This is a genomic window from Niabella insulisoli (assembly GCF_039652435.2).
GTDB classification, from domain to species: domain Bacteria; phylum Bacteroidota; class Bacteroidia; order Chitinophagales; family Chitinophagaceae; genus Niabella; species Niabella insulamsoli.
Genome location: NZ_CP190246.1, coordinates 663,666 through 688,350 on the forward strand (window position 1 = coordinate 663,666; position 24,685 = coordinate 688,350).

Annotated in this window: 13 protein-coding genes; 6 read left to right on the forward strand and 7 right to left on the reverse strand. The window is 45.5% G+C overall.

From position 1 onward, the window contains the following. Positions 1–56 precede the first annotated feature (56 nt). Positions 57–1,079, forward strand: a complete 1,023-nt coding sequence (locus tag ABDK00_RS02880) for a hypothetical protein (RefSeq protein ID WP_346238000.1) — start codon at positions 57–59, stop codon at positions 1,077–1,079. Positions 1,080–1,084: 5 nt separating this feature from the next. Here the strand turns inward: ABDK00_RS02880 and ABDK00_RS02885 are convergent, their stop codons facing one another. Beyond that, entirely contained in the window at positions 1,085–2,041 is a 957-nt protein-coding gene (locus ABDK00_RS02885) for a helix-hairpin-helix domain-containing protein (protein ID WP_346238001.1), read from the reverse strand. An 88-nt stretch (positions 2,042–2,129) separates the two neighbouring features. Next, complete coding sequence (locus tag ABDK00_RS02890) at positions 2,130–2,414, reverse strand: helix-turn-helix transcriptional regulator (RefSeq protein WP_346238002.1); 285 nt, start codon at positions 2,412–2,414, stop codon at positions 2,130–2,132. Between the two features lie 784 nt (positions 2,415–3,198). On the opposite strand from ABDK00_RS02890, the gene rpoB reads away from it, so the two are divergent. The 3 genes from rpoB to ABDK00_RS02905 all read left to right on the forward strand — a co-directional run bounded on the left by rpoB (position 3,199) and on the right by ABDK00_RS02905 (position 12,186). Continuing rightward, positions 3,199–7,002 carry a DNA-directed RNA polymerase subunit beta gene (gene rpoB / locus ABDK00_RS02895; protein WP_346238003.1) on the forward strand — a complete coding sequence of 1,268 codons (3,804 nt, stop codon included), beginning with the start codon at positions 3,199–3,201 and terminating at the stop codon, positions 7,000–7,002. Positions 7,003–7,102: 100 nt separating this feature from the next. After that, on the forward strand, positions 7,103–11,398 hold the full coding sequence (rpoC, locus tag ABDK00_RS02900; RefSeq protein WP_346238004.1) for a DNA-directed RNA polymerase subunit beta': 4,296 nt from the start codon (positions 7,103–7,105) through the stop codon (positions 11,396–11,398). A 188-nt stretch (positions 11,399–11,586) separates the two neighbouring features. Further along, positions 11,587–12,186 carry an OmpH family outer membrane protein gene (locus ABDK00_RS02905; protein ID WP_346238005.1) on the forward strand — a complete coding sequence of 200 codons (600 nt, stop codon included), beginning with the start codon at positions 11,587–11,589 and terminating at the stop codon, positions 12,184–12,186. Positions 12,187–12,197: 11 nt separating this feature from the next. On the opposite strand, the gene mtaB is transcribed toward ABDK00_RS02905, so the two are convergent. Beyond that, positions 12,198–13,514, reverse strand: a complete 1,317-nt coding sequence (gene mtaB / locus ABDK00_RS02910; protein WP_346238006.1) for a tRNA (N(6)-L-threonylcarbamoyladenosine(37)-C(2))-methylthiotransferase MtaB — start codon at positions 13,512–13,514, stop codon at positions 12,198–12,200. A 318-nt stretch (positions 13,515–13,832) separates the two neighbouring features. On the opposite strand from mtaB, the gene ABDK00_RS02915 reads away from it, so the two are divergent. Then, on the forward strand, positions 13,833–14,570 hold the full coding sequence (locus tag ABDK00_RS02915) for a lysophospholipid acyltransferase family protein (protein WP_346238007.1): 738 nt from the start codon (positions 13,833–13,835) through the stop codon (positions 14,568–14,570). 14 nt (positions 14,571–14,584) lie between these two features. Next, complete coding sequence (gene priA / locus ABDK00_RS02920) at positions 14,585–17,080, forward strand: replication restart helicase PriA (protein WP_346238008.1); 2,496 nt, start codon at positions 14,585–14,587, stop codon at positions 17,078–17,080. Positions 17,081–17,097: 17 nt separating this feature from the next. Here the strand turns inward: priA and ABDK00_RS02925 are convergent, their stop codons facing one another. The 4 genes from ABDK00_RS02925 to ABDK00_RS02940 are packed head-to-tail and all read right to left on the reverse strand — an operon-like array spanning position 17,098 to position 24,603. Next, positions 17,098–18,447, reverse strand: a complete 1,350-nt coding sequence (locus tag ABDK00_RS02925) for an alpha-L-fucosidase (RefSeq protein WP_428400360.1) — start codon at positions 18,445–18,447, stop codon at positions 17,098–17,100. Between the two features lie 4 nt (positions 18,448–18,451). Continuing rightward, entirely contained in the window at positions 18,452–20,740 is a 2,289-nt protein-coding gene (locus tag ABDK00_RS02930; RefSeq protein WP_346238010.1) for a glycosyl hydrolase family 95 catalytic domain-containing protein, read from the reverse strand. Then, complete coding sequence (locus ABDK00_RS02935) at positions 20,737–23,103, reverse strand: peptide-binding protein (RefSeq protein ID WP_346238011.1); 2,367 nt, start codon at positions 23,101–23,103, stop codon at positions 20,737–20,739. Before ABDK00_RS02935 ends, ABDK00_RS02930 begins: the two co-directional genes overlap by 4 nt. 27 nt (positions 23,104–23,130) lie before the next feature. Further along, the gene (locus ABDK00_RS02940) at positions 23,131–24,603 is read right to left on the reverse strand and encodes an arylsulfatase (protein ID WP_346238012.1); all 1,473 of its coding nucleotides are present in this window, start codon (positions 24,601–24,603) and stop codon (positions 23,131–23,133) included. Positions 24,604–24,685: the final 82 nt, after the last annotated feature.

A 24,685-nucleotide genomic window follows, 5' to 3' on the forward strand; every position in this document is an offset into this window, starting at 1 on the left:
TTTAAAGCAAAGCTCCCAAACCGGGGGCTTTTTTTATTGACTTAAAATGCTAAACTATGAAAAAAACAACTGCTTTTTTGCTGCTGCATTTGTTGTATGCAGCCGCCTTCAGTCAGTCTTTGTGGCAAAATCCAATTACGGGCCCGGATCCGGGTAATGAGAATCCATTTACAAGCGGCGATGTGGTAGCTGCCGGCATCACAGTATCGGGAATTGGTCGAAGTGCCGAGGTTTCGGGCGATAACGGGGATGATCGTTACACGACCGATGGCTGGGCCAATGTCACATCTTTTAATGCCGAAGAATACCTGACTTTTACCATCACGCCGGTTTCCGGGAAGCGGGTTTCGTTTGATAGCTTCGAGTTTAATTTCAGGCGAACGGCCACGGGCCCTTACGCGTATGAGCTACGGAGTAGTGTGGACGGTTTTGCAGCCGCGATTGGCGCCAATAGTGTGCTGCCGGCCAACACTTCGGCCAGTTCCGAAAACTTTGATCTAAGTGGCGCTGCCTTTCAAAACCTGGCGACACCGGTTGAGTTCAGGCTTTACGCCTGGGGCGCCACCAATGGCAATGGCAACTTTAGTGTCAATGATTTTCAGTTTAATGGTTTTGTGGCCAATACCTTAGCCGTTTCCTTCGGCCCTGTAGCCGCGATCCGGAAAGGCGATCAGCTGACAGTAAATTGGTCAACGCATCAGGAAAAGCACAACAGCCATTTTGAAATTCAGGCATCGGTTGACGGGTCCGCTTTTCAAACCATCAAGACGGTGATAAGAGCAAATGGCGAGGCTGATTTTGTTCAATATTACGAAGCACAGATTAATTTGCGCGATGCGCAGCCGCTTTTCGCAATGTCTTTGTTGATAATGCTTTTAGGATGGAGTATGACAAGAAAAGTTCGTAGCAAATGGGTTGTGTTATTGCTTATTTTAATGGGCTTCGGCTGGCTGTCCTGTCAAACAGAAGCGCCGGGCCTGGCTTCGCCGGATGACAGGCCAATATTTGTGCGGATCAAGCAGGTCGATATTAATAAAAGCGCTTCGTACAGTCCTGTGGTTCGCGTGATATCGGAATGATTTTATTACTCCGCTGACAGGTAGGGCGCCATTTTTTCAAAAACATCGGTGGTTTGCGAGCAAATGTCCCGCACTTCCTCAATCGAAGTGAAATTTCCTTTTTCTTTCCTTTGTTTTAAGATGAGGTAGGCTGTTTTTCGGTTGATATAGGGGTGGGCATTGAGCTCGTCGTAATTGGCAGTGTTTAGATTGATTTTTTTGACAGAGCCATCGTTGACTTTCAACTGATTTTTAATGCGTTGAAAGGTAGAATCAGGCACGCCGTAGGTTTCTCCCACCTGCGCGATGGAATGGAAGCCGCCCAGTTTGGTTCTGAAATTGACAATGCGCGATGCCAACTTATTGCCAATGCCATATAAAGATTCGAACGCTGCAATGTCAGCCGCGTTAATATCAATAATACGTGGCTTGTATTGGGGCCTCTCTCTTGGATAAGATGGGGTTGCCTCCGGCTTGGGAACCGCGCTGGCAGAAAAGTAGTTTCGCTGAGCAATGCGTATATAAGGCTTCAGGCGTTCAAATTCATCGGTCCGCAGGCCGTAAATCTTTTTCAGGTCGTCGGGCTTGCGAAACTGGCCGCCCTTATTGCGATAATTCAAAATGGTGTTGATCGTTTTCCCGCGAAGCCCCAATTTTTTAAAACCTGCGGCATCCAGCGTATTGGGGTCGAATGAAAACAAAATAGCGGCTGGCCGCTGATAGTTGTTTTCTGTCCGGTCAGTTTGGTAATTGCTGGCGCTCACATCCTTGTCGGGGAGGTTTTTCTCCACCGGCGCGGCGGGCAACTGAGCCGCGGCCGCTACCCAGCCCGAATCGGCCTGCTGAGGTTCGCCGGGTGATGACCGGGAGCTGATAAACGGAACCACAGCGACGATAAATATAGCTGCCAGCAAAATGACAAAACCAATTCGTTCTTTCTTGGAAAAGGATAGTAGTCCTTTCAGGGTGTTTTTCAAATTCATAAGTAGGTCTGTTATCCGATGATTTGATGCAGTCTCTTCGTCCGTTTTAAGCCTGGTATTTTTAACAACTTATCCTAATAAATTATAATTATGGCTTTGGCGCATTGTATTGCCTATTCTTGGCCATACGGATGTGAAATTCCTGTTCAGGCTGAAAGACATCCAAGATGCACACACGATAATAATTACAAAGATTTGCTAACAGTGCTATGGTAAGATTAGCGCTTCGACCATTTTCAATTTTACTTAGGACAGGGTGGCTGACACCAATACATTGCGCGACGCCTTGCAGTTTTTCTTTCCTGATAATTCTTATAATGCGAAGGTTTTCGCCGATTCGCTGCAGCAGTTCGTCATGGTTAGCGTAATTCATAGTTTGTTATTTCTATTGAAGTTACAAATTGTAATTAATAAGAACATAATGTATCTGAAATATTTTCTAAATAAGAAAACCTGTTTTAGGTTTGTTGTACAAATTTGTTAATTGTTTTTGCAAAACCTATGGTTAAGTGCTGTTACCACGGCAGCTGTTGCACCGCACCGGTTTCTCGATCGACCTATCCTTGTGATGGGAAACGAAATGGAGGATGTTTTTTTCAGAATGTTATAAATGTTTGTCAAAAGCAATATCGCCGAGCCTTTTGATGATGGTGACTCGCTGTAGTTGCAAGACCCTAACTTTAAAAATTTACCGGCACTATGGATATACCATTAATTGTTGTTGCTTTTCTGCTTGTCGCTTTATTTGCCATTAGTATTTACAGCATATATAAAATAAGGACAGATAAAGGCCTTACCCAAAGAGAAAAAGACAACCTTACATTTCTTCAAGTTTATCTGCCCGTTATTGGGGCTGTATACTATTTCTGCTTTTACAAGAATAGGCGAAATGAAAATCATTCAAACCGCGATAGTTAGATTTATAGCAAAAACCGCGGCCAGAATTTAATTTCTGGCCTTTTTGGCAAAATTATTGCTAATAAGTTTTTTCTTTTGTTATTTATCCCCTAACTTTGCAGTCCTTTTATTTTGGCCAATAAAATTTTGACTTCAGATATGTGTTCAAGTAATTGAATTTCAATAGGATTTCTTTTAGAGATAAAAGTCTTCCTTTTTGGCATTTCTATAAGTCAATCATTAAAACCGGTGTAATATTTATGTCTGCTACAAGCGTAAAATCAAGAGTTAATTTCGGTAAAATCAAGCACTTAGCTGAAACACCCGATTTGCTCGAAGTACAAATCCAATCCTTTAAAGAGTTTTTTCAACTCGAAACAACACCAGATAAGCGTAATATCGAAGGCTTATTCCGTGTGTTCAAAGATAACTTTCCTATCACTGATACCAGGAATATTTTTGTACTGGAATTCTTAGATTACTTTATCGATCCGCCCCGTTATTCTATCGACGAATGTATGGAGCGCGGCCTAACATATGCCGTTCCGCTGAAAGCGAAGCTGCGGTTAAGCTGTAACGATGAAGAGCATGTGGATTTCCAAACCATCGTTCAGGATGTGTTTTTGGGAAATATTCCTTACATGACGCCCCGCGGTACGTTTGTGATCAATGGCGCTGAGCGCGTAGTTGTTTCTCAGTTACACCGTTCTCCCGGCGTGTTCTTTGGCCAGTCGGTTCACCCCAACGGAACAAAAATTTACTCTGCCCGCGTTATTCCTTTCAAAGGGGCATGGATGGAGTTCGCTACCGATATCAACAACGTAATGTATGCGTATATCGACCGTAAGAAGAAATTCCCGGTAACGACGCTGTTGCGTTCTATCGGTTATGAAACAGATAAAGACATCCTTGAGCTATTTGGAATGGCCGATGAAGTGGCCGGTAACCAAAAGGCTTTGGAAGCTCATCTTGGTAAAAGGCTTGCTGCCCGCGTATTGCGCACCTGGGTGGAAGATTTTGTGGATGAAGATACCGGTGAGGTAGTTTCTATCGAGCGCAACGAAATTGTGATGGAGCGCGACACGGTTTTAGACGAGGAAGCGATCGAAACGATTGTTGACATGGCGATCGACACCGTATTTATCCAAAGAGAAGATGTGGGTGGTGACTATGCCATTATCTACAACACTTTAAATAAAGATACTTCTAACAGTGAGCTGGAGGCCGTTCAGTTTATCTACCGCCAGCTTCGCGGTGCCGACGCTCCTGATAATGAAACCGCCCGTGGTATTATCGACAAATTGTTCTTTAGCGATAAACGCTACGATCTGGGCGAAGTAGGCCGCTACAAAATCAACCGTAAGTTGAATATTGATGCGCCGTTGGATCAAAAAACATTAACCAAATTAGATATTATCGAAATCATCAAATATCTCGTACGCCTTACCAACGGTAAAGCGGAGATTGATGATATCGATCACCTGAGTAACCGTCGTGTGCGCACCGTAGGCGAGCAATTATACGCTCAGTTTGGTGTAGGGCTGGCTCGTATGGCTCGTACCATCCGTGAAAGAATGAATGTTCGCGACAATGAAGTATTTACTCCTGTAGATTTGATCAATGCAAGAACCCTTTCTTCCGTGATCAACTCATTTTTTGGTACTTCTCAGTTATCTCAGTTCCTCGATCAAACCAACCCGCTGTCAGAAATCACGCACAAACGCCGTATTTCTGCGCTCGGGCCAGGCGGTTTAAGCCGTGAGCGTGCCGGATTTGAGGTTCGTGACGTACACTACTCGCACTATGGCCGTCTTTGTACCATCGAAACGCCGGAAGGGCCGAACATTGGTCTGATTTCCACGCTTTGCGTTCATGCAACGATTAATGAAATGGGCTTTATCGAAACGCCTTATCACAAAGTGCAGAACGGTAAAGTGGATATGAAAAAACTCAACTTCTTAAGTGCGGAAGAAGAGGATGAAGCCAAAATCGCGCAGGCAAATGCCCCGCTTGATGATAACGGAAGTTTTGTAAACGACCGCGTAGCGAGCCGCGAAACAGGTGATTTCCCTATTCTTGATAAGAACGAAGTAGAATACATGGACGTAGCGCCCAACCAGATTGTGGGACTGAGCGCTTCGCTGATTCCATTCCTTGAGCATGATGATGCGAACCGTGCCCTGATGGGATCGAACATGCAACGTCAGGCTGTGCCTTTATTGCGTCCGGATGCACCGATCGTAGGAACAGGCCTCGAAGGAAAAGCTGCCCGCGACTCAAGAATCCAAATTCACGCGGAAGGCAACGGTGTGGTGGAGTTTGTAGACGCTAACGAAATTCATGTTCGTTACGACCGCGATGTAAATGAAAAGCTGGTAAGCTTTGAGGAAGACCTGAAAGTGTATAAACTGACGAAGTTTATCAAAACCAACCAGGAGTCTTGCATCAACCTAATGCCTACCGTGAAGAAAGGCCAGAAAGTAAAAACGGGCGATTTCCTTACTCAGGGATATGCAACCCAAAATGGGGAACTGGCCTTGGGTAAAAACCTGAAAGTGGCTTTCATGCCTTGGAAAGGTTACAACTTCGAGGATGCGATCGTAATCAGCGAACGCGTGGTAAAAGAAGATATGTTTACTTCTATTCATATTTCAGAATATGAACTGGAAGTGCGCGATACCAAACTTGGTGAAGAAGAGTTGACAGCAGATATTCCGAATGTTTCTGAAGAGGCAACCAAAGACCTCGACGAGAACGGAATCATCCGCATTGGCGCGCAAATTAAGGAAGGCGATATCCTGATTGGTAAAATCACGCCAAAAGGAGAAAGCGATCCAACACCGGAAGAAAAATTACTCCGCGCCATCTTTGGCGATAAAGCCGGAGACGCAAAAGATGCTTCTTTGAAAGCTCCAAACGGGGTGGAAGGCGTTGTAATCGGCAAAAAGCTCTTCCAACGCGCGAAAAAAGATAAAAACGCTAAGGTTAGAGAAAAAGCTGCGATTGAAAAACTGGATAAAATCCATGAGAAGAACGAACAGGATTTGTTGAATGTATTGCTTGAAAAATTAGGCACATTGCTGGAAAATCAAAATTCTGTGGGCGTGATGAACAGCTTTGACGAAATCGTGATTGGAAAAGGTTCTAAGTTCAACGCTAAAAACCTGGCTTCTCTCGATTACGCGAACATCAATCCGCTCAACTGGACTTCAGACGAAAAGATCAACGACCAGGTAAACACTTTGTTGCACAATTACAATATCAAATTCAACGAAGAACTGGGCCGTTATAAGAGAGAAAAATTCAATATTTCTATTGGTGATGAATTGCCAGCCGGCGTATTGAAACTGGCTAAAGTTTACCTCGCTGTGAAGCGTAAGCTGAAAGTGGGTGATAAAATGGCGGGCCGCCACGGTAACAAAGGTATCGTTGCTAAAATCGTTCGCCAGGAAGATATGCCGTTCCTCGAAGACGGATCTCCGGTTGATATTGTTCTGAACCCGCTGGGTGTACCTTCTCGTATGAACCTGGGCCAGATTTATGAAACTGTTTTAGGATGGGCCGGTAAAAACCTGGGCGTAAAATTTGCTACGCCGATTTTTGACGGAGCTTCTACCGAAGAGATTGAAAAATATTGTGATGAAGCAGGTATTCCTAAGTTTGGTCATACGCACCTTTACGACGGAGAAACAGGCGAGCGTTTCCACCAGAAAGCCACTGTGGGCGTGATCTATATGATCAAACTGCACCACATGGTTGATGATAAAATGCACGCGCGTTCTATCGGGCCATACTCGTTGATTACGCAGCAGCCTTTGGGTGGTAAAGCCCAGTTTGGTGGTCAGCGTTTTGGTGAGATGGAGGTTTGGGCACTGGAAGCGTATGGTGCATCCAATATTCTTCAGGAATTGTTAACGATCAAATCGGATGACATTATCGGTCGTGCAAAAACATACGAAAGCATCGTGAAAGGTGAAAACGTACCGCGCGCCGGCGTTCCTGAGTCCTTCAATGTATTGGTACACGAGCTGAGAGGTTTAGGTTTAGACCTTTCCTTCGAATAAAGGCCGGCAGGCCGCGGCCTGCTGAAAATTGAAATGTATCTTTTTAAAATCAAGTTTTAAGCCCAGGGGCTTAAAGCATAAAGCAAATGCTTAAATAAACATGGCTACTAAAAAAGACAATCGTCCAAAAGCAGCGTTTTCAAAAATAACCATTGGCCTTGCGTCGCCAGACTCGATCCTTGAGAGAAGTTTTGGCGAGGTATTGAAGCCAGAAACAATCAACTACCGTACTTACAAGCCCGAACGCGATGGTTTGTTTTGCGAAAGAATATTCGGCCCGGTAAAAGATTATGAGTGTGCTTGTGGGAAGTACAAACGTATTCGTTACAAAGGCATCGTTTGCGACCGCTGCGGTGTAGAAGTGACCGAGAAAAAAGTACGCCGCGAAAGAATGGGACATATCAAACTGGTTGTTCCCGTGGTGCATATCTGGTACTTTAAATCATTGCCCAACAAAATCGGTTACCTGTTGGGAATGAGCTCTAAAAAATTAGAGACGATCATTTATTATGAGCGTTATGTGGTGATTCAGGCGGGTGTGCGTGAAGATAAAGGCCAGTCTTACGGCGATTTATTGACGGAGGAAGAATACCTGGATATCCTGGATGCCTTACCTAAGGACAACCAGTATCTGCCAGACGATGATCCGCAGAAATTTATCGCCAAAATGGGCGCTGAAGCTGTGCACGACCTGTTGCAAAGAATCGACTTAGATCAGTTGTCTTTCGATTTAAGAAATTCTGCCGCTACCGAAACCTCTCAACAGCGTAAAGCAGACGCCTTAAAACGTTTGAGCGTGGTTGAAGCGTTCCGCGATGCCAACACGCGCATTACCAACCGCCCCGAGTGGATGGTGATGCAATATATTCCGGTAATTCCACCAGAACTGCGTCCATTGGTTCCATTGGATGGCGGCCGTTTCGCTTCTTCCGACCTGAACGATCTGTATCGCCGGGTTATCATCCGCAATAATCGTTTGAAGCGTTTGATGGAAATCAAAGCGCCCGAAGTAATCCTGCGTAATGAAAAGCGTATGCTTCAGGAAGCGATCGATTCTTTATTCGACAACAGTCGTAAATCGAATGCCGTAAAAGCTGAAGGTGGCCGCGCGTTAAAATCGTTGAGCGACGTACTGAAAGGTAAACAAGGCCGTTTCCGTCAAAACCTTTTGGGTAAACGTGTGGATTATTCCGGTCGTTCTGTAATCGTTGTGGGCCCGGAAATGAAAATGCACGAATGTGGTTTACCAAAAGATATGGCAGCCGAATTGTTCAAGCCATTTATCATTCGCAAATTAATTGAAAGAGGGATCGTAAAAACAGTAAAATCTGCAAGGAAACTGGTAGATAAAAAGGAAGCTGTTATTTGGGATATCCTTGAAAATATTCTGAAAGGCCATCCGGTAATGTTAAACCGTGCCCCAACGCTGCACCGTTTATCCATTCAGGCGTTCCAACCCAAACTGATCGAAGGAAAAGCGATTCAGCTTCACCCATTGGTAACCGCGGCGTTCAACGCCGACTTTGATGGTGACCAAATGGCGGTGCACGTTCCTTTGAGCAACGCAGCGGTTTTGGAAGCGCAATTACTGATGCTGGCTTCTCACAACATTTTGAATCCGCAAAATGGTACGCCAATCACCCTTCCTTCTCAGGACATGGTATTGGGCTTATACTATATTACAAAAGGTAAAAAATCAACTGAAACTGAAATCGTTCGCGGAGAAGGTAAAGCCTTCTATTCAGCAGAGGAAGTGATCATTGCTTATAATGAAAAGCAAGTGGATCTTCACGCGTGGATCAAAGTTAAAACAGCGGTGAGAAATCGTGATACCGGAGCGCTGGAAAACAAATTGATCGAAACCACTGTAGGCCGTGTTATTTTCAATCAACACACGCCGGAAGAAGTTGGTTTTGTAAACGCACTACTGACGAAGAAGAACCTAAGAGAGATCATTGGCGAAATTATCGAAATCACCAATGTTCCTAAAACTGCTAAGTTCCTCGACGATATCAAACAATTAGGATTCCGCACAGCCTTCCAGGGCGGCCTTTCGTTCAGTATCAATGACCTGATTATTCCTGAAATAAAAGCCGAATTGCTGGAAAACGCAAAAGGTGAAGTAGATGAGGTTTGGGATAACTACAACATGGGTCTGATTACCAACAACGAGCGTTATAACCAGATCGTAGATATCTGGAGCCGTGTAGATACCAGGCTTACAGAAACGTTGATCCGCGAATTAAGCTCCGACAAACAAGGCTTCAACTCAGTTTATATGATGTTGGATTCCGGAGCGCGTGGTTCCAAACAGCAAATCAAGCAGCTGGCGGGTATCAGAGGCCTGATGGCGAAGCCCAGAAAATCGGGTTCTACAGGATCGGAAATTATCGAAAACCCTATCCTTTCGAACTTCAAAGGCGGCCTGAATGTATTGGATTACTTCATCTCAACCCACGGTGCGCGTAAAGGTCTTGCCGATACGGCCCTTAAAACAGCCGATGCCGGTTACCTGACGCGTAGGCTGGTAGACGTGTCGCAAGATGTAGTCATTACGGAAGAAGATTGTGGCACGCTGCGTGGCATTAATATTTCTGCATTAAAAGATAATGAAGATATTATCGAACCATTGTCTGATAGAATTGAAGGACGTACATCGTTACATGACGTATTCCATCCTCAGACAGATGAATTGATTATCGAAGCGGGTACTGAGATCTCTGCGTCTATCGCCAAGAAAATAGAGGACGCGGGTGTTGAGTCGATTGAAATCCGTTCGGTATTGACTTGCGAAAGCAAACGCGGCTGCTGCGTTAAATGTTATGGTAAAAACCTGGCCTCTGGCGCTTTAGCGCAGAAAGGCGATGCAGTGGGCATTATTGCAGCGCAGTCGATCGGTGAGCCGGGTACACAGCTTACCCTTCGTACCTTCCACGTGGGTGGTGTTGCGGGTTCTGCATCAGTTGAATCTACCTTGGTTGCTAAATTTGATGGTACTATTCAGTTTGACGGGGTTCGCTCTGTAAATACTACCAATGCAGAAGGCGACGAAGTGAAAGTAGTGATCGGACGTACCGGTGAGGCGCGTATCATTGATACAAAAGCGGACAGGTTGCTGATCACCAATAATATTCCTTACGGCTCAACACTGTTGGTGAAAGATGGCCAAAAGATTTCTAAAGGAGATGCCATTTGTTCATGGGATCCTTATAACAACGTAATCGTTGCAGAGGTAGATGGTGTACTTAAATTTGAAAATGTAATTGAAGGCGTTACCTATCGCGAAGAATCGGACGAACAAACCGGTCACCGCGAGAAAGTGGTAATCGAGACCAGAGATAAAACTAAAATTCCATCCATACTTCTGGAAGGAAAAACCGATAAATCTTACAACCTGCCTACCGGAAGCCATATCATGCTTGACGAAGGTTCTGAGGTGAAGGCCGGTAAAGTACTGGTGAAAATTCCTCGCGTGTTGGGTAAACTGAAAGATATTACCGGTGGTCTGCCTCGTGTAACCGAATTGTTTGAGGCGCGTAACCCAAGCAACCCTGCCGTGGTTTCTGAAATTGACGGTGTGGTAACAATGGGCGCTGTGAAACGTGGTAACAGAGAAATTATAATCGAAGCAAAAGACGGCGTTACCCGCAAATACCTGGTGCCGCTTACCAGACAGATTCTGGCTCAGGACGGCGACTTTGTAAAAGCCGGTACTTCGCTCAGCGACGGCCAGGTTTCTCCACAGGATATTCTTTCCATCCAGGGTCCGTTTGCAGTACAACAGTACGTTGTAAACGAAATCCAGGAGGTTTATCGCTTACAAGGGGTGAAAATCAACGACAAGCATATCGAAGTGATCGTACGCCAGATGATGCGTAAGGTGAATATTGTGGATCCGGGAGATACACGTTTCCTGGAAGACGACCTGGTAGACAAGTTCGAGTTTGTAGATGAGAACGATTATGTGTACGAGAAGAAAGTGGTAACCGATCCGGGTGATTCTGGCAAACTTCGCGCAGGCCAGATCATTAGCCTTCGCGACCTGAGAGAAGAAAACTCAGTGTTGCGCCGCAATGATAAAAAGCCTGTTGAGTTTAGAGATGCGCAGCCCGCTACTTCAGCGCCGACATTGCTGGGTATTACCAAAGCTTCATTGGGCGTACAAAGCTGGATTTCAGCCGCGTCGTTCCAGGAAACTACGAAAGTACTCTCTTCTGCAGCCATTCACGGTAAAGCAGATGACATGCTCGGACTGAAAGAGAATGTAATCACCGGTCACCATATCCCGGCTGGTACAGGCCTTCGTGAGTTTGAGAATATGATCGTAGGAAGCAAAGAGGAATACGAATTGCTGCAAACGACCCGCGAAGCAATGGCTTTTGACGACGAAGAGTAATTTTTATAGATATTTTTACAAGGAGCAATGATCAAATTGCTCCTTTTTTTATGTAGAAAGTTGGTGATTCATTCATTAACAATTAACTTTTCCTCCCAATTGCGTTAAGCCTTTCATAAGAAGGAGTTGAAGCATTGTTTTTTCTTTATTTGAGTATTATATTGCAGTTTTAAAACTATCTCTGATTTATGAAGCAGGCGTTAATAATTGTGAATGCTTTATTGGTTATTGCGGTGTCGTATTTGTTGTATAAGCAATTTGCAGGAAAGCCGGAGACGGGCATCGTAGCGCGCGAAACGGTCAAAACCAGCGATTCAACCGCAGGGAAATTGCTTTTTGCTTACATGAATATGGATTCTATCCAGAATAAATATGAGCTTGCAAAGGCCGTGACAAACGAGGTGGAAAGGCGGCGCGAAAGCCTGGATGCAGAAATAAACCGGATGCAAAAAGCCCTGCGCAATAAGCTTGAAGGATACCAGCAGCGAGCGGCAACCATGACCGAAGAGCAGGCGGTGGCAGCGCGTGAAGATATGGCGAACAGCGAGCGTGAGATGATGGATAAACGTCAGGCGCTTGCGGATGAATATCAGAACTGGCTGGCTTCTAAAAATATGAGTGTAATCAAGGATATTCAGGATTACCTTAAAAAGTTTAACGCTGATGGCACTTATTCTTTTATCTTCTCTCACGAACCTTTTTTCTATTATACGGATACAGCGTATGATATCACAAGCGAAGTAGTGAAAGGTTTAAATGAACAGTATAAGGCTAAAAAGAGAAAGTAATTAGAAAGCCTTTACAAGGCCCACTCCACAATGCTGTTTTCCCATTCTTTTTTGTAAGGAACGTTTACACGGATATAATTGTCAGTGTATCCCTCCATCATGCCCTGAGTGGCCGCTCCGCCGGCTTGCGGATTTTTAATATGATTTTCAAAAAGCACTTTACGTGTTTGGCCGGCGTGTTGCGCTTCGAAATATTGCATTTTCATGTAGGATAAATTGCGAAGCGTTTTATTTCGTTCATGCCTGATGTTCACCGGAACCACGGGGCTTAACGAAAGCGCGTGCGTATTATCCCGCTCAGAATAGGTAAAAACGTGCAGGTAAGAAATATCTAATCCGTGCAAAAAGTCGTAGGTCTCCTGGAAATCAGCATCGGTTTCCCCGGGAAATCCCACGATCACGTCAACACCGATAGCGCAATGCGGCATCAGGGTTTTGATCAACCCCACACGTTCAGCATAAAGCTCCCGCTTATAACGCCGGCGCATCATACCCAGCATTTTATTGCTGCCGCTTTGCAGCGGAATATGAAAATGGGGCATGAACTTTTGGCTATTGGCTACAAACTCCACGATTTCGTTGGTCAGCAGGTTGGGTTCAATAGAGGAAATACGAAAACGCTCAATGCCCTCGACAGCGTCCAGGTCTTTTATCAGCGCAAAAAAGTTTTCTTCCCGCGTATGGATCGACACGGGCGCATTTCCATTAGGGCCTTTACCAAAATCGCCCAGGTTAATACCGGTCAACACAATTTCCTTTGCCCCGTTCGCGGCCAGGTTTTCAGCGCTCTTCACCACATTGGCGATACTGTCGCTGCGGCTCTTTCCGCGGGCCATGGGAATGGTGCAAAATGAGCAATTGTAGTCGCAGCCATCCTGCACTTTTAAAAAGGTACGCGTGCGGTCACCCAGTGAAAAAGAAGTATTGAAACCCGTGACTTCTTCAATATCACAGCTGCAAATTTTGGCCGAATCGCCTTTAGCAATTTCTTTGATATGCCGCGTAATATTGAATTTCTCAGCCGCGCCCAATACAAGGTCGACACCCGGAATATCGGCTATTTCCTGCGGCTTTAACTGCGCATAGCAACCGGTTATTACTACAATGCTTTCGGGAGCTTTGCGTTGAATGCGGCGCACCAGCTGGCGGCATTCTTTGTCGGCGTTTTCCGTAACGGAGCAGGTATTAATCACGTAAACATCAGCTATTTCAGTAAAACCTTTTTTCACAAAACCCTCATTTTCCATCAATCTTGAAATAGAAGAAGTTTCAGAGTAATTCAGTTTACATCCTAAAGTGTGAAAAGCTACTGATTTTGCGTCCTGCATAAGTTTGCAAAGGTAGTTTTTTTGGAGGAATGGGCAATAAGAAGCGATGGATGCGCTGTAGCCAATCTTCCTGCATGTTTAATAAGCTTTTAACTTCCAACCCGTGTTTTTGACGGAAGCGTTGTTAAGCGTCGGCTGTCTCCGAAATTCAGGCATGCCATCGGAGTATGCCGAAACCGTCGCACCGCCGGGGGGAAGCCATCGTGACTTACCGAAACAATGCCACAGCTTGCAATGTCACTCTTCCGACTTCCGGTCTTTCCGACCCCGGACTTCCCGCCTTCCCTTATATCAATTACATTTGCTTCACATATGCGAATGCTACGTTTCTTATTCAGTATTTATGCCGCCATCATTTTTGTGGCGACGATGCTGCTGATTTTTCCATTTGTAGTCATCGCGAGTTTTTTTGGCAGGATCCGTGGCGGCAACATGATTTATCGTTTATGTGTTTTTTGGGCTGATCTCTGGTTCGCCGCAGTTTTTATTTCCGTCAGAAAAAAAATGGAAGCGCCTTTTGACCCTGATAAAAAGCATATCATCGTTGCCAACCACATCTCTTATTTAGATATTCCTATGCTGGTGAAAGTGTTTAGAAAACCTTTGCGCCCTTTAGGAAAAATAGAAATGACCAGAATCCCGGTTTTTGGGTTTATTTATAAATATGCTATTGTGACCGTAGATCGAAGTGATGCCCGGCACCGGGCGCTGAGCCTGCGTTTGCTTCGCTCGATATTGAGTAAAGGGATTTCGATTTTTGTTTTTCCTGAAGGCACTTTTAACGAAACCGGCGCTCCGCTCAAATCATTCTATAATGGCGCTTTTAAGCTGGCTGTTGAGACACAAACGCCTGTCCAGCCTGTTTTATTTCTTGACACTTTTGTGCGTATGCATTATGGTTCCATTTTTTCCCTGAATCCCGGCAAATGCAGGGTTGTGTATTTGAAAGAAATTGCTGTGGAAGGCTTGGCGGTGGAAGCATTGAAAGAAAAGGTGTTTGAACAAATGAAAGATGCGGCAATCCGGCACAACGCACCCTGGATTTCAAATCTGTAAGTTAAATTGCACCCATGTCCGAGGTTATGGAATTATATCAGCCGACAGGCCGGAAATTTTTTGCAGAGGTCATTATCCCGTTGGCGTTGCCACTCAACTACACCTGGTTGGTGCCCGATCACTTATTGCAATCGATAAGTCCGGGTTGCCGCGTAGAGGTGAACCTGGGGCGCAGCAAACGTTATGCGGGCGTTGTGAAAAGAGTACACCACGAAGCGCCGGAGTTTTTTGAACCGAAACAAATATTGAATGTGCTCGATGTGGAGCCGGTGGTCTATGAACACCAGTTACAACTCTGGCAATGGATGGCGGGCTATTATATGTGTAGTGAAGGCGAAGTGATGGCAGCGGCGCTTCCGGCTCATTTTAAATTGAGCAGCGAAACCACCCTTGTGTTTAATGAAGAAGCGGGCAACGATTTCACTGATCTGGATAATGAAGAATACCTGGTGGCAGAAGCGCTGCTTATCCGAAAAGAACTGAAGCTCGCCGAAGTGCAGCAAATACTGGATGCTTCTCATGTGTATCCCATTATCAACAACCTCATACATAAACGCATCTGTTATGTTTGGGAAGCCTTGAAAGAAACCTATACGCCCAAAAAAGAAACCTATGTGTTGTTACACCCGGATTATAATAATGACGCGGCGTTGGAGGATTTATTGAACGAAGATAAACGGTTGCAGAAAGCCGGTAAGCAAATGGAGCTTTTGCTGGCTTATCTTCATTTTCAAAAAACCGATGGAGCCATTACCAAAAGAGCGCTGCTTAAAAAAGCCGGCGCCAGCGAGGCGCAGTTTAAGGGTTTGGTGGATAAAGGTCTCCTGATAGCAGATAAGCGCACGGTGGATCGCATTCAGCAGTCAGCGAAAAACATTCAGATCCATTTTGAGCTGTCACCCGCTCAGGACAAGGCTTTCAGCGAGATAAACAGTTGTTTCGAAGAAAAAAGCATTTGCCTGCTGCACGGCGTTACCTCGAGTGGTAAAACAGAAATTTATATCCGGCAGATTGAAAATTATATCCGCAGCGGGCGGCAGGTGCTTTATATGTTGCCTGAAATTGCGCTTACATCGCAAACTATTCGCCGCTTGCAAAAACATTTTGGCGGGCATATCGGAGTGTATCATTCCAAATTTTCGCAAAATGAAAGAATAGAAATTTGGAATAAAGTGAAGAATGGCGAGCTGAAAGTATTGCTGGGCGCTCGTTCTGCCATGTTCCTGCCTTTTGGCAACCTTGGATTGATTATATGCGATGAAGAACACGATGCGTCATACAAGCAGATGGAGCCTGCGCCGCGCTATCACGCGCGCGATGCAGCCATCTTTATGTCGTCGCTTTTTGATGATTGTAAAGTGCTGCTCGGGAGCGCCACGCCTTCGTTAGAATCTTATTTCAATGCGGAGAAAGGAAAGTATGGCCTTGTGAAATTGACACAACGATTTGGAGACGTGGAAATGCCGTCGATCGAGATGATTGACACCAGGAAATTCCGGTTTAAAAGCGAAGGCGACCTGATGCTGACGCCTCCGCTACGAGAAGCCATCCAGCTTTCACTGGATCATAAAAAGCAGGTCATCCTTTTCCAAAACCGGCGTGGCTATACGCCTTACCAGCGCTGTGGCGTATGTGGGTGGGTGCCGCAATGCAAATTTTGCGACGTATCGCTCACCTTTCATAAATATAAGAATCAACTGGCCTGTCATTATTGCGGAACGAGCTATCCGCCAGCCCATACCTGTGCCGCTTGCGGCAGTCACGATTTTGTGCACCGCCAGTTTGGAACAGAGCGCATTGAAGAATTGCTGCAGGAGTTTTTCCCTGAGGCTAAGATCGGGCGTATGGATTTAGATTCGGTTCGTGGAAAACATGCGCATGACCAATTGATTCAAACATTTGAACAACAGAAAATAGACGTGTTGATTGGAACGCAGATGGTGGTAAAAGGGCTCGATTTCGAACATGTGGACCTGGTGGGTATTTTAGATGCCGATGGCATTTTATCATTTGCGGATTTCAGGGTCAACGAGAGAGCCTTTCAATTAATGGAACAGGTGAGTGGGCGCGCTGGCAGAAAGCATGGTAAGGGTACAGTGCTCGTGCAAACGGCGCAGCCTGTACATCCGGTCCTGCAACATGTTCAGCAGCATGATTACCATTCGCTTTATCAGGAAGAAATAGAAAGGCGCGAACAGTTTTTTTATCCTCCCTTTTCGCGTTTGATTAAACTAACTTTCAAAAATAAAATTCAAAATGTGGTTCAGGATGCGGCGCAGCTTTTTGCCAACATGATGTCGAACCGCTACCGAGAAAATCTTACCGGCCCTGCCGAACCGGTTGTCAATCGCGTTAGGAACCAGTTTCTGATGGAGTTGCTTTTTAAACTTCCGAGAAATAGAACGATGTTGGAACAATGTAAAAAGGACATCCTCCATCATATCGCGTTACTGCATCAGGAAAAACGATACAAATCAGTTGTCGTGATCTGCGACGTTGATGGCATTTAGAAATATTTTCTGCTGTTTTATTTTATTTTCAGTTGAATCACCGGCACACCATCGTTCATCGCTGCAACGTTTTTAGGAAGTAATATTTCAGTTTTGCCTTCTGTGGTTTTTTTAAAACGGATGGGCATTTTTGTATCGAGCATATGACACGAAACAATATTGTCAAAGTCTATCGGTAATACCAACTGCGTTTCTTTGAGTGGCTTTACAATCGATGCAAAAACAAAGCGATCGCCATTACTGATTTTTTGCGTGAGCCGGATTTCGGATGGCGGTTTAATATCAATGATGGGTTGCGCTCCATATACCGCATCTCCGTTGGCAGCCATCCATCCGCCCATTTCCCGAAGCCGCCTAACCGCCATTGCGGGAAAAGTGCCATCCGGTTTTGGCCCGATATTAAGCAAATAATTGCCACCCTTTGAAACATTGCCAACGAGATAGCCGATCATTTCTGCCGCAGATTTCCAATTGTAATCTTTCGCGTGCCAACCCCAGGAGTGAACCATGGTAGCCGGTGTTTGCCAGGGGCGTTGTTGCAGTTCAGTCGGATAAGCGTTATCCATCATTTCCAGAAAGTCAATGTCATTTCCGGGGTTCAACCAGGAAATACGGCCGTTAATCAATGTTTTCGGGCTTTTGGCTCTGATGAGTGCGATTAACTCGTCTCGGCGTTTATCTGAAATAAAAAGTTTTTCCTGCTCGTCGCCCCAGGTATCAAACCAGAAGAGATCGGGTTGATATCGGTCTATTAATTCAGTTACTTGCGGCAGGCATTTTTCCCGCCAGTAGGTTTCAAATTGCGCATCGGTTTTCTGCGGTGTCCAGTGGGGTGTGGCGCCGCCCGGATGATCCCAATCTTCGCAGTGCGAGTAATAAAACCCATATTTTAACCCGTATTTCTTGCAGGCTTGGGCAAGCGCTCCCAACAGGTCTTTTTTATAAGGAGTGCTGGCGATATCATAGTTGGAAACTTTTGAATCCCATAACGCAAAACCGTCGTGATGCTTCGCCGTAATCACAAAATATTTCATGCCGGCGCGCTTCGCTTCCAGTATCCATGCATCGGCATCAAACCCCGTCGGGTTAAATTCTTTGACTAATGAGCGGTAATAATTTTTCGGAACTTCCAGCCTTTGCTGAATCCATTCGGCATACCAGCTTTTCCCATTTTTAAAACTGGTATCTGGCAGCGTATGTCCGTTGTAACTCCCGCCCAGTACGCTATACAATCCCCAATGAATAAACATGCCAAATTTGGCTTCTTTAAACCAGTCGGCACGATGGGCGCTTCCCGTGAGCTGCGCTGTTGTTGCGGTAGAGACAAGCAAGGCCGCCGCCAGGGCAGCCATTTTAAAATGTTTCATTAAATTATTCATAACCGTTTTCGATAATGATGGTTTGACCTTTTTTCATCATGATGGAAATAATTCCTTTTTCCGATAAATTAAATGAGGAACGCGGAACGCTCCTGGAGAGCCATGTTTTAAAAGGAAGTTTAATTTTTAGTAAACCGCCTTTTTCAGAAAAGACTTTTACGCTGGAAGGAACGCCGTTTTCTTTCCTGCCGGAAATAACGAAAGCGCCTTCCGTTCTAAGGTTCTGAAAGGAGACGTCGTTCCAGTCTTTTGGAACTGCCGGAAAAACTTCAATATAACCTTTCCTGCTTTGTAAAAGTAATTCATGCACGCCCTGCGCAAAAGCAAAATTTCCTTCCAATGTAAATGGCCGGTAAGTAAAGCCCGAATATTCGCCGCCTTTCTGGTCGCCGTTTAAATGAAAACTGTTCGGTGAGCAAAAATTGGAAGCAAAGATACGCAGCTGCTGGGCGGCTTTGTCTGCTTTATAAGCGCGGGCGTAAAGGCTCGCCATCCAACTGAAGGAATAACCGCACCAGGCGCGTGTTCCGAGTTTTTCTATTTGGGTGAGCGATCGGTCAATGATCGGTTTATCTTTTTCATTGTTTACGTCCAACAGCGCCATAGGATAGATGGCCATATAAGGAGAAAGGTGGCGATGCGATGCTGAATTGTTTTCGCCCGGCGCTACCATCAATCCGCCAGAGCCGGTCGCGAAATCGGGCAGCTGTTTTGATATTTGCTGCCAATGGGCGGCTTCTGTTTTTTTATTCATGGCAACAGCAACGTCGCTTGCGGCGTCAAATAAAAATTTCACGAGCGCCAGATCAAAATTGGTCCAATCTAAAAACCAGGCGTTGATATTATTATCGTTATATTCCGGACTGGAACTCAGCGGCAACCTGCGTTTGCCGTTTTCCATGCGCGTAATGTTTTCAATATAAGTCGCCACATCGTGTATATAAGGATAGGCTTTTGTTTTCAGAAAAGCGTCATCCATACCATATTTCCATTGCCAGTAAAAATGCTGCGCACACCAGGCGCCGACAGTTGGACTGAGCGAGTATTGAATCCATCCGCCCATGGGATCGCCGCTCAAGGTAGCAACACCCGGCGTGTTAAGCCCTTCCACACCAAAATAATGTTTTGTGTAGGCTTTATTCTTCGCTCTCTGGTTCCAAAGCCAATTGATATAGCTTTCACCTTCCTTTAATCGGTTGCCGGTATATGCAGGCCAGTAGCTCAATTGGGTGTTGAGGTCGTTATGGAAATCTCCTTTCCACGGTGGCAGGCTTCCGTTATCCGCTGTCCACACGGCTTGCAATGTGATTGCAGGAGCGGTAGGGCGGGAGGCTGCGCCCAGTTTGTACATTTCAAGGTAATATTGCTTTTCAATCAGCGAATCGGGCAGGCTGATCGACGATTGCGCCCAATATCTTTTCCACCATTGCTGGTGCGAGGGCCACGCGGTAGGTTCTTTTGATAATGTGTTTAAAGCAGGCAGGCTTGCAGGCTTATCGCTTTCTATGGCCCAACTGCCAATAATTCTATCCTTCGAAAATTTTTTCCATTGAATCTTTACTTCGTAAAAATGGCCATCGTAGGTGGGTTGGCGGTAGTGAATGAATTGAGCGGTTTTTGTCACCGTTCCTTTTGCATAACCTAATTTTTCAAGCCCTTCGCCAGCGTGGCTGTTATCGTTTTCGCGATTGATTTTGCCACTGTTGTAATTGTGCACGATCAGACGCGGCATCAATGATGTTGACGCATTTATTGTTGATGGAATATTTTCAAAAGAAAAATAACCGACGTTGTCAGTGGCGTGTATATAGCATTTAAATACAAGGCCGTTTTTAAACCGGACCGTGTTTAAACCCGTGCTGATATCGAGCACATTTGACACGACGCTTCCCAAACTACTGATATCAAATTCCATCGCCGCCGCGGGAAGTTTGGTAGGGTAGGGCGTAGCATCGTATGGCCGGTCACCCAATTTCTGAACCGGGGCATAATCCTTTTTTAACACTTGTTGTGTTACCCATTTGAAGTTAAAACCGGAAAGGTCTAAAGCCTTTCTTTCATCCCAAAGGTCAGCCCTGTCGAGTGAAAGCCGGAGCCTGCCTTGTTTTTGCCAAACCAATGCGCCAAGCATGCCATTGCCCAAGGGGATGGCTTCGTCCCAGCGTGTTGCAAGTTTTTCGAACTGTAAATTATGACGCTGTGCCGGTTGAGCCCATGTCTTAAAAAAGGTGCTACTTGTAATGAGAAATAAAAATGAAACGATGCCCGTTTTTAAAATCATTTAATGTTTAGTTTAATGTTCAATGTTTGCTGGCCGCGAATGACCACCAGCTCAAGTGTTGAACTAAAGTTTTTTAATTTATTATAAATGGTAAAAAGGCTTTCGATATTTTTAACAGCCGTGCCGTTGGCCGTTCTGATGACATCATTGGGTTGAAGCGAGGATGCGGCAAGCAGCTTGTTGCCGGTCTGAACAACGATTACGCCGGTTTCGTCGGGAAGGCCGAATGCGGAACGATCGCCAAGGCCATTCACGGATTTAATCCATCCGCCCAGGAAAGAAACAGTTTGATCAGCAGCTGCTTTTTCAGATGATATAAGAAGTTCCGGCAGCTGCGGATGCTGAGCGATTTTTTTTAATGCTGGCTTCTGCACGCCAAAGCTATCCATCCGGAAATTTTTAAATCCGATTTTGAGCGCCGGCGAATTTGCTGCGACGTTGAAGTTTCCCTTTGTCGGATCGACAAATAACGGGTCTCCGAACACGCTGTTGGAATCTGTGCCATTTTTGCGCGCCGCCAGTAGCGCTGTTTCAGTGAGGAAAAGATTCTGGTCAATCGCGTTTCCCCAGTCGGCGACGCCGATTGGTGCATAAGGTTGCATCACAATATTATGCCTGAAGACATCGCCACTGTTTTTAAACCATACATGTGGATGAAAGGTATTATTGACCATTATATTATTTTCCGCCTTCCGGTAAAAGCCCTCTCGGAATTTTAATCCACCATTTAAAAACAGATTATTATAGATAAAATAATTCGACGAACCGTCGTCCAAATCTACATCCCAGCCGTGGTCGCAGCGCCAGCGGTTATCGTGGATGACCGTTGTTTCTTGTGCATCAAGCAAAATAAGTTCAGGATGCAGGGCTACAAGGCTATCCATATATTTTCTTCGCGGCGCCCAGAAACGGTCTCTTCCCCAGGAATTAAAAGAGCCGTGATCGCCGGTTTCCAAAACAGTATTAAACACATCGTTGTAGGAAATGACGTGGCCGCCAAAACAGCCATCCCCAATATTGATACCCGCGCGGGGCACATTATAGATGCTGTTTCGGCTTACAGTAATGGCTGCTGAAACTTCTATTTGCACACCTGTTGCCTGCTTTTCAATTTGACCTAAATCGTGCAGCAAATTGTTATCAACCAGGCAGCGTTGAGGGTAATTGTTATTTTTCGGGCCGGGCGTTTTGTCAAGCGCAGGATACGGTACATAATTCGGATAGCCAAATGAAGGGCTTCGAACCGCATTCATATCACCAATAAAGGAAATAGCGTTTGCGCCAATATTGTAGATATGACAACCTTGTACCTTATTTGTTTTGTTGTAATTACTGAAAACGATGGCATTGCCTCCGAGCCCTTCAAAAGTGCAATCCGATACTTCGCATTGCTCCGTGCCGTCGAAGAGCAAGGCTCCGCCACGATAAAATGTCCAATCGCTGCGCAGCAACGGTTCTTTGGTTTCCATAAAACTGCGCTCATTGTGCGTAAAACGCAAACCGGAGAAGACAATATTTGTTAAAGGGTTGTCCGCTTCGCCCGACAAGATGAAACTTTCTTTTAATTGCGAGACTTCAATTTTTGCATTTGTTATATCTGTATTTGCCGGCGGGTAGAAATAAAGTACATGCTCCTTTTTGTCATGAAACCATTCGCCAGGCGCATCAAGTTCTTCAAAAATATTTTCTACAAACCGCATTTTTTTATGCATAGGGCTTGGACGGTTATTTTGCCAGCCGCCTTCCAGCTTCAACGCGCCTTTTTCATCAACGCCGGTGATGCGATAATGAAATCCGCCCCATTCGCCGGCATGCAAAGCATGTACATAGCCGCCTCTGGGATCTTTCCATTTTTGAACGCGCTCCGGATCAATGGCGTCCGCTGCCGTGCCATTGAATACTCGCGCCGTGGTGTCAAAATTGGGATAGCGCGCCAACACCTGTAATACATCATTGCAAAACATTCTTTCAAATGTCAAACCTTCATCAACCCGAGCCATATAAATACCATTTTTAAAAGGCTCCCAGTTAAGCTTTAGGCGCTTTCCACCGCTGATGGTGACCTCGCCTGCAGATGTGTTTTTGATGACCAGCGACTTCGGCTGAAAATCTGCGGCATTCAGATGAATGGTATTGTTGAGATAATAAAGGCCCGCATCAATATTGATGACAACAGCGCCACGAAGTGTTTTCGCATAGTCTGTGGCGCGTTCAATAGAAACAAATGGATCAGCCTTTGTGCCGCGGCCCTGATTTGTTCCCTTCAAAGAAACAAACAAATGATGTTGCGCCTGCAAATTGTTACAGCAGGTAATAAGAAAAATGAGTAAAAAAAAGTTCCTGTTGATGTTGATCGGGCGCATGTGTAAAAATTATTTGAGGCTTGGCGTTTACTTTTTAATTTCAAGGAAAAGTTTTTGCAATTCGGCGGCCTTGTCAGGATAGCGGGATATCACATTTGTTTTTTCTGATAAGTCGCTGTTGAGGTCATAAAGCTGCTCATTTACTTTACCGTAGGCCGGAATATATTTCCACCCGTTTTTAACGATAGCCCTGCTCTCTCCATACCCCTCTTCGATCATCACGCTGCGCCCGCTCTTATTTTTTCCCGTGAAGGTGGCCAAAAGGTTTTCGCTGTCCCGCGCTTCTCCGTCCGGCACCGGGATTTGAAAATACGCGGCAAATGAAGCCAACAGGTCGATCTGGTTCACCATAGCGTCGCTCGTGCCGGGCTTTATTTTACCCGGCCATGAAATGATAAAAGGCACTCGGGTACCACCTTCATAAATACTGGTTTTCCAACCGCGAAAAGGTCCGGCCGGCCTGTGGTTGCCGTTCTTTTGCTCTGCTTCGTCCGCGTAGCCGTCGTCCAAAACGGGGCCGTTGTCACTACTAAAAACTATTACGGTGTTTTTGTCAAGTTTCAGATTTTTGAGTTGCTGCATCAATTCGCCCACGGCCCAATCCATTTCCAGGATTGCATCTCCCCTAAAACCTAAAGCGCTTTTCCCTTTGAACATTGTTGCCGGCATGCGCGGAACATGAATGCCGTGCCAGGCGAGGTAAAGAAAGAAAGGCCGCTGCTGGTTTTTATCAATAAAGGTTTTAGCCTTTTCCAAAAAAGTAGGCGCCAGCTCTTCGTCTACCCAACGCGCTTGTTGCCCGCCACTCATATAACCGATCCTGCCGATACCGTTTACGATGGTTTGATTGTGCCCTACCGAGGCCTTCAACTTCAGGAGTTCAGGGTGTTCTTTTCCCGTAGGATCGTTGCCTATTTTTTGTCGGTAATTGACCTGTATCGTGTCGTCCGCTTCAAGTCCTACGGCTTTTCCATTTTCCATAAAGATCGTTGGCACCCGATCGGCGGTGGCAGGGAATATATAAGAATAATCAAACCCTACTTCGTTGGGGCCCGGCTTGATGGTCTCATTCCAGTTTTTTGCTACTTCGCTCCCCAGGCCCAAATGCCATTTGCCCACCAAGCCGGTTGTGTAGCCCGCCTGCTTAAACACTTTTGGTAAGGTGATCTTATCGGTAGGAATGATAAGGGGCGCGTCGCCTGTCAAAATATTGTGGCCTTTCTCCCGCCAGGGATAAACGCCGGTCATTAAAGCGTACCTGGAGGGCGTGCAGGTGGCCGAAGTGCAGTGGCCGTTCGTAAAGCGCAATCCGTTTTTAGCGATGGCATCCACCTGGGGCGTAGTAACCGCCTGAGCGCCGTAACAGCTTAGATCGCCGTAGCCCAGGTCATCAATATAAATAACGATAACATTCGGTTTGTCATTCTTCTTTTGAGCGGCAAGCGGCAGCAATTGTAAAACAAACCCTGTTAGCAATAAAATTTTTTTTAGCGAAGTCATATGTCGAAAATATAAATGAAGTAAAGCTGAGTAAGTTAGTATTTTTATAGAGACATTACAGATGCAATCGTTTGCACGTTGT